6 protein-coding genes are annotated in these 6,565 nt (G+C 68.6%); 2 read left to right on the top strand and 4 right to left on the bottom strand.

Annotation, left to right across the window (positions count from 1 at the left end; translation table 11 throughout):
* Positions 1-1,646: ABC transporter substrate-binding protein (locus AAHM41_RS24040; RefSeq protein ID WP_342239120.1), on the top strand; the 1,646-nt coding region annotated here is incomplete at its 5' end.
* Positions 1,643-3,523 carry a CocE/NonD family hydrolase gene (locus AAHM41_RS24035; protein ID WP_342239119.1) on the top strand — a complete coding sequence of 627 codons (1,881 nt, stop codon included), beginning with the start codon at positions 1,643-1,645 and terminating at the stop codon, positions 3,521-3,523. The genes AAHM41_RS24040 and AAHM41_RS24035, both read left to right, overlap by 4 nt.
* A 63-nt stretch (positions 3,524-3,586) precedes the next feature.
* On the opposite strand, the gene AAHM41_RS24030 is transcribed toward AAHM41_RS24035, so the two are convergent.
* From AAHM41_RS24030 to AAHM41_RS24015, 4 genes are read right to left on the bottom strand one after another with little or no spacing between them, the layout of a single operon-like run.
* Entirely contained in the window at positions 3,587-4,384 is a 798-nt protein-coding gene (locus tag AAHM41_RS24030; protein WP_342239118.1) for a transporter substrate-binding domain-containing protein, read from the bottom strand.
* Between the two features lie 42 nt (positions 4,385-4,426).
* Positions 4,427-5,155 carry an amino acid ABC transporter ATP-binding protein gene (locus AAHM41_RS24025; protein WP_342239117.1) on the bottom strand — a complete coding sequence of 243 codons (729 nt, stop codon included), beginning with the start codon at positions 5,153-5,155 and terminating at the stop codon, positions 4,427-4,429.
* 34 nt (positions 5,156-5,189) lie between these two features.
* A complete protein-coding gene (locus tag AAHM41_RS24020; protein ID WP_342239116.1) occupies positions 5,190-5,861 on the bottom strand; it encodes an amino acid ABC transporter permease in 672 nt (223 codons plus the stop codon).
* A 14-nt stretch (positions 5,862-5,875) separates the two neighbouring features.
* Positions 5,876-6,559, bottom strand: a complete 684-nt coding sequence (locus AAHM41_RS24015; RefSeq protein ID WP_342239115.1) for an amino acid ABC transporter permease — start codon at positions 6,557-6,559, stop codon at positions 5,876-5,878.
* Between the last annotated feature and the right edge of the window lie 6 nt (positions 6,560-6,565).

Here is a 6,565-nt window from a genome sequence, read left to right as displayed (position 1 = left end):
CGAAAACCCCCTCCCCCTACCCCCCTCCCGCGAGGGGAGGGGGGACTCAATTTTCTCCCGCGGGCGCCTGCAGCCGGCTGCTTCAAACCGCGGCACTGGCTCTGGCGCTCGCCTGCACCGGTTTCGCTTCGGCCCAGGCCGCCGACCTGACCATCGGCACGGCGACCGAGCCCTCCGCCATCGACCCGCAATTCTCGCGCACCGGCAACAACCAGTCGATCGCGCAGCACATGTTCGACCGGCTGGTGCAGACCGACGAGAACCTGCAGGTGCAGCCGGCGCTGGCCCTGTCCTGGACCTCGGTCGACCCGACGACCTGGGAGGTCAAGCTGCGCCCCGGCGTCAAGTTCAGCGACGGCTCGGACCTTACGGCGGAGGACGTGATCTTCTCGCTCGACCGCGCCAAGTCGGTGCCGAACAGCCCGGCCCCCTTCACCGGTGCGGTCGGCAGCATCGCCGAGATGACCGCGGTCGACCCGCTGACCATCCGCTTCAAGACCAAGGCGCCGACACCGCAATTCATCGAGCAGGTCGGCCTCGTCTACATCGTCTCGAAGAAGGCCTCCGAGGGGAAGGCGACCAGCGACTTCAACTCCGGTGCCGCCGCCATCGGCACCGGGCCCTATGTGTTCAAGCAATGGGTGCCGGGCGACCGGCTGGTGCTGGCGCCGAACCCGCATTACTGGGGCGACAAGCCGGCCTTCGAGAACGTCACCATCAAGTTCATCTCGAACGATGCGGCGCGGATGGCGGCGCTCTTGTCCGGGTCGGTCGACCTGATCGACGGCGTGCCGCCGAACGACGTCGCCACGGTCGAGAGCAGCGGCAAGGCCAAGGTCTACTCCACCACCTCCGGCCGGCTGATCTACCTGGCGCTGGATTCGGCGCGGGACCAGAGCCCGTTCGTCACCGGCAAGGACGGCCAGCCTTTGGCGGCCAACCCGCTGAAGGACAAGCGGGTGCGCCTCGCCGTCTCCAAGCTGATCAACCGCGACCTGATCATCCAGCGTCTGCTGAACGGCTCCGGCACGGCGGCCGGGCAGATCGTGCCGGAAGGGCTGGGCGGCTATGCTGCCGACGTGACGCCCGAGGCCTACGATGCCGCCGGCGCCAAGGCGCTGCTGGCCGATTCCGGCTATGGCGACGGCTTCGGGCTGACGGTGCACTCCTCGAACGATCGCTTCGCCGGCGACGCCGACATCGCCCAGGCGATCGGCCAGATGCTGGCGCGCGGCGGGCTGAAGATCAACGGCGTGGTCACCCAGCCCTACAACGTCTATGCCGGCGCCGCCTCGAAGCAGGAATACAGCGCCTTCATCTTCAGCTTCGGCAACAGCAACAGCAACTCGGCCAACGCCCTGACCAACGTGCTGGCGACCTATGACAAGGAGGCCGGCAAAGGCGCCTTCAACCGCGCCCGCTACTCGAACCCGGAGTTCGACGCGGTGCTGAAGCAGGCGCTGGCGGAGTTCGACGAGGCCAGGCGCAACCAGCTGCTGGAGCAGGCGGCACGGGTCGGCTTCGGCGATGTCGGCATCGTGCCGCTGTACTTCCCGACCGTGCACTGGGCGGCACGCAACGGCATCACCTACCGCGCCAACAAGAACGAATGGACCCTCGCCACCTATGCGGAGGCGGCCAAGTGAGTGAGATCCAGGTGCTGCGCGACCGGATGGTGACGCTGCGCGACGGCGTGCGGCTGGCGACCGATGTCTACCTGCCGGCCGGCCACCGCATCGGCGTCGACGCCCCGCTGCCGGCGATCCTGGAGCGCACGCCCTATGGCAAGACCGAGCTGTCGCGCTCCGAGATCGGGGTCGGGATGGACGGGCCGATGACCCGGCCGCAGGTGGCGGCGCATTTCGTCCGCGCCGGCTATGCCGTGGTCTACCAGGATTGCCGCGGCCGCCACGGCTCGGAGGGGGTGTTCACGAAATACACCTCCGAGGGGCCGGACGGTTTCGACACGGTGGCATGGATCACGGCCCAGCCCTGGTCGAACGGCAAGGTCGGCACCATGGGCCTGTCCTACGCCGCGCACACCCAGTTCGCGCTGGCCTGCCTCAATCCGCCGGGCCTGGCCTGCATGGTTGTGGATTCCGGCGGCTTCTCGAGCGCCTTTCATTGCGGCATCCGCCAGGGCGGGGCCTTCGAGCTGAAGCAGGCGACCTGGGCCTTCAACCAGGCCAAGGAAAGCCCGGCGGCGCTGGCCGACCCCAAGGTGCTGGCGGCGCTGGAGGTGGAGGACATCCGCGCCTGGTTCGCCGCCATGCCCTGGCGGCCCGGCCATTCGCCGGTGCGGGCCGTGCCGGATTACGAGGCCTATCTGTTCGAGCAATGGACCAACGGGTCCTTCGGCGACTACTGGAAGCAGCTCGGCATCTATGCCGAGGGGTATTACGACCGCTTCCCGGACGTACCGATGGTGCTGATGTCCAGCTGGTACGACGCCTATGTCCGCACCACGATGGAGAATTTTGCCGCCCTCAGCGGCCGCTCCGCCCCGGTGAAGCTGATCATGGGGCCATGGCTGCACGGCAACCGCAACACCACCTTCAGCGGCGACACCGAGTTCGGGCCGGCGGCGACGATCGACGGCAATGTCACCACCAGCTGGCTCGATTTCCGCCGCCGCTGGTTCGACCGCTGGCTCAAGGGCGTCGGCAACGGCGCCGAGGCGGAACCGGCGGTGCGGCTGTTCCTGATGGGCGGCGGCAGCGGCCGGCGCACGGCAGAGGGCCGGCTGGACCATGGCGGGCGCTGGATCGCGGCGCCGGACTGGCCGCTGCCCGGCACGGCCTTCACCAACTACCACCTGCACGCCGACGGCCGGCTGGACCCGGCGGCGCCGCAGGCGGCGGAGGCGTCGATCGCCTACCAGTCCGACCCCACGAACCCGGTGCCGACCATCGGCGGCGCCCTGACCTCCGGCCAGCCGGTGTTCGAGGGCGGCGGCTTCGACCAGACCGAAGGCGACCGCTTCTTCGGCAGCCGGCGGCCCGGCCTGCCGCTGTCGTCCCGCCCCGACGTGGTGGTGTTCGAGACCGAGCCCCTGGAGCGGGACATGGCGGTGATCGGGCCGATCGAGGTCCGGCTGTTCGTCTCCTCCGACGCGCCGGACACGGACTTCACCGCCAAGCTGGTCGACGTGCATCCGCCGACCGCCGACGACCCCAAGGGCTTCGCCTTGAACCTGACCGACGGCATCCTGCGCTGCCGCTATCGCGACAGCTGGGAGAACCCGTCGCCGCTGGAGCTGGGGCGGGTCTATGCGATCACCATCGAGCCCTTCGCGACGGCCAACCTGTTCAAGGCGGGTCACCGCATCCGGCTCGACATCGCCTCCAGCAACTTCCCGAAATACGACGTCAACCCGAACAGCGGCGAGCCGGAGGGCACCGGCCGGCTGAGGCGGGTGGCGACCAACCGCATCCATCTCGACCGCAACCACCCGTCGCGGATCGTGCTGCCGGTGGTGCCGGTGGAGAGCTTGGTGTCCCTGCCGAAGCCGGGGGAGGGGTGAGGCAAAGGAGTCGAAGCAAAATGAGTCCCCCCTCCCCCTGCGGGAGGGGGGACTATAGTGCGTCTACTGCGGCATCGCCTCCGGCAGGGGCGAGCCGTGGTACTTCTGGTAGATGTCGCTCAGCTTCCGGTTCTTCAGGTTGGTCGACACCCACTCGTTGACCTTCTCCATCAGCTTCGGCTCGCCCTGGCGCAGGCCGATGGCAAGGTCGAAGGTGCGGATCAGGAACTTCGGCTCGAAGGCGCGGTCCGGCGCCTTCGCCTTGATCTGGTTCACCAGCGTCGCCGAGGTGGCGACGATCTGGGCCTGGCCGGAGACGGCGGCGGTCACCATGGTCGCGTCGTCATCATAGCGCACCACCTGGAAGCCCTTCTCCGCCGCCAGCTTGGTCAGCTCCGTGTCCTGGGTGGTGCCGCGGGTGACGGTCACCGCCTTGCCCTGCAGATCCGCCCAGTCCTTGATCGGCGCGTCCGCCGGGGCGCCGATCACCGATTGCAGCGCGGCATAGGGCTTGGAGAAGTCGATCACCTTCGCCCGCTCCGGCGTCACCGACAGGGTCGAGATGATGATGTCGGCCTTGCCGGTCTGCACGTTCGGGATGCGGGTGGCGCCCGTGGTCTGCACGAACTCCAGCTCCAGCCCCCAATCCTTCGCCAGCAGCTGCGCGGTCTCGACGTCGGAGCCGGTGGGCTTCATCTGGTCGTCGATCATGCCCGAGGGCGGGATGGCCAGGTCCGTCGCGATCCGGATCTTCTTGGCGGCCATGATGTCGTCCAGCAGGTCCGCCCGGGCGCTCACGGCGCCGAGGCTCAGGGCAAAGGCCAGGGCGATCGCCCGGCCCCAACGGATTGACGGCTGCATCTGCGTCTCCTCCATGTCTGTGTTCTGGTTGGACGGCCGGGCTCAGAGCTCGTTGGCGACGAACTGCTGCAGCTCCGGGGTTTCGGGGGTGGCCAGGATCTCGGCCGGCCCCTGCTCGTGCACCCGGCCGCGATGCATGAAGACGATCCGGTCCGCCACCCGGCGAGCGAAGCCCATCTCGTGGGTGACCATGATCATCGTCATGCCGCGCGCGGCCAGGTCCTCCATCACCTTCAGCACCTCGCCCTTCAGCTCGGGGTCGAGGGCCGAGGTGACCTCGTCGAACAGCATCACCTTGGGCTGCATCGCCAGCGACCGGGCGATGGCGGCGCGCTGCTGCTGGCCGCCCGACAACTGCTCGGGATAGGCATCGGCCTTCTCGCCGAGGCCGACCTGGTCCAGCACGCCGCGGGCCAGCGCCCGGGCCTCGGCCCGCGGCACCTTCTTCACCGAGACCGGGGCCAGGGTGATGTTCTGCTCGATGGTCAGGTGCGGGAACAGGTTGTAGCTCTGGAACACGATACCGACGTCCAGCCGCAGCCGGCGCAGGTCGATCTCCGGGTCGCTGACCTTGTGGTCGCAGACCGTGATCTCGCCGCCGTCGATCGTCTCCAGCCGGTCGATGCAGCGCAGCGCCGTGCTCTTGCCCGACCCGCTGCGGCCGATCAGGGCCGTGACCTGGCCCTTGTCGACGGCGAAGGACACGCCGTCGAGCACGGTCAGCTCGCCGAAGCTCTTGCGCACGTCCTGCAGCGTCACCATCGCGGTCATCGCGTTCTCTCCCAGATGTCTTTTTGAGGCCCGGTCAGGCGAGGGCCGGCTTCAGCCGCGGCACATGGCCCGTCCGGCGCTCCAGCCTGCGGCTCAGAGCCGAGACCGGGTAGCACATGGCGAAGTAGAGGACGGCAATCACCATGTAGATCGCGAAGGGCTGGAAGATGGAGTTGTTGACGATCTGCCCGGCCCGGGCGAGCTCGACGAAGCCGACCACCGAAGCCAGCGATGTGTTCTTGATGATCTGCACCATGAAGCCGACCGTCGGCGGCGTGGCCAGGCGCACGGCCTGCGGCAGGATCACCTTGAACAGGCGCTGGGTACGGCTCAGCGCCAGGCACTCCGCCGCCTCCCATTGCGGCTTCGGCACCGCCTCCAGGCAGCCGCGCCAGATCTCGCCGAGATAGGCGCTGACATAGATCGTCAGCGACACGCCGGCGGCCAGCAGCGGCGGCACCTCGAGCCCCAGCGTCGGCAGGCCGAAATAGGTCAGGAACAGCAGCACCAAGAGCGGCGTGCCCTGGATCAGCTGGACGTAGCCGCCGACCACGACGCGCAGCAGGCGGCTCGGCGCGATGCGGCCGAGGGCGACGCCGAAGCCGACCACGCCGCCGCCGACAAGCGCCATCAGCGACAGCACCAGGGTCCACAGCGCGCCCTGCAGCAGGAAGTCGAGATGGTTGAGGTTCAGTCCGGTCTGCATGGCGTCCTCGCGGGTCAGAGCGGCGTGCCGAGCCGGCGGCGGCGCGGGAACAGCATCAGGCCCAGCCCCCAGAAGCCGGCCCGCATGAGGAGCGAGAGGGCGATGTAGAGCAGCGCAACGACGATGTAGGTCTCGAAGGCGCGGTAGGTGTCGGACTGGATGAAGTTGGCGACCGCCGTCAGCTCCTCGGCCGAGATCTGCGAGACGACGGAGGAGGCCAGCATCAGCAGCACGAACTGGCTGGTCAAAGCGGGATAGACCCGCTCCATCGCCGGGCGCAGCACCACGTGCCAGTAGACCTGCACCCGCGACAGGCCCAGGCATTCCCCGGCCTCGATCTGGCCCTTGTGGATGGAATCGAAGCCAGCGCGCATGATCTCGGCGGTGTAGGCGCCGACATTGATGGTCAGCGCGATCACCGCGACGGTGACGGCCGGCAGCGACAGGCCCAGGCTGGACAGGCCGAAATAGACGACGAAGATCTGCACCAGGAAGGGCGTGTTCCGGATCGCCTCGACATAGACACCGCACAGCCGCGACAGCCAGGCCGACCGGCCGCGCCGGCCGACCGCGCACAGCGTGCCGAGCGCGAAGCCCAGAACGGTCGAGGCCAGGGCCAGGCGGATGGTCAGCCAGGCGCCGTCCAGGAACATCGGCCAGCGCTCGAGCACGACGGAGAAATCGAGGGACACGCCCATCGCTTG

Source organism: Inquilinus sp. OTU3971 (assembly GCF_038440215.1).
The sequence above is the reverse complement of the archived record's forward strand: the minus strand, read 5'-3'. Positions and strand labels throughout refer to the sequence as shown.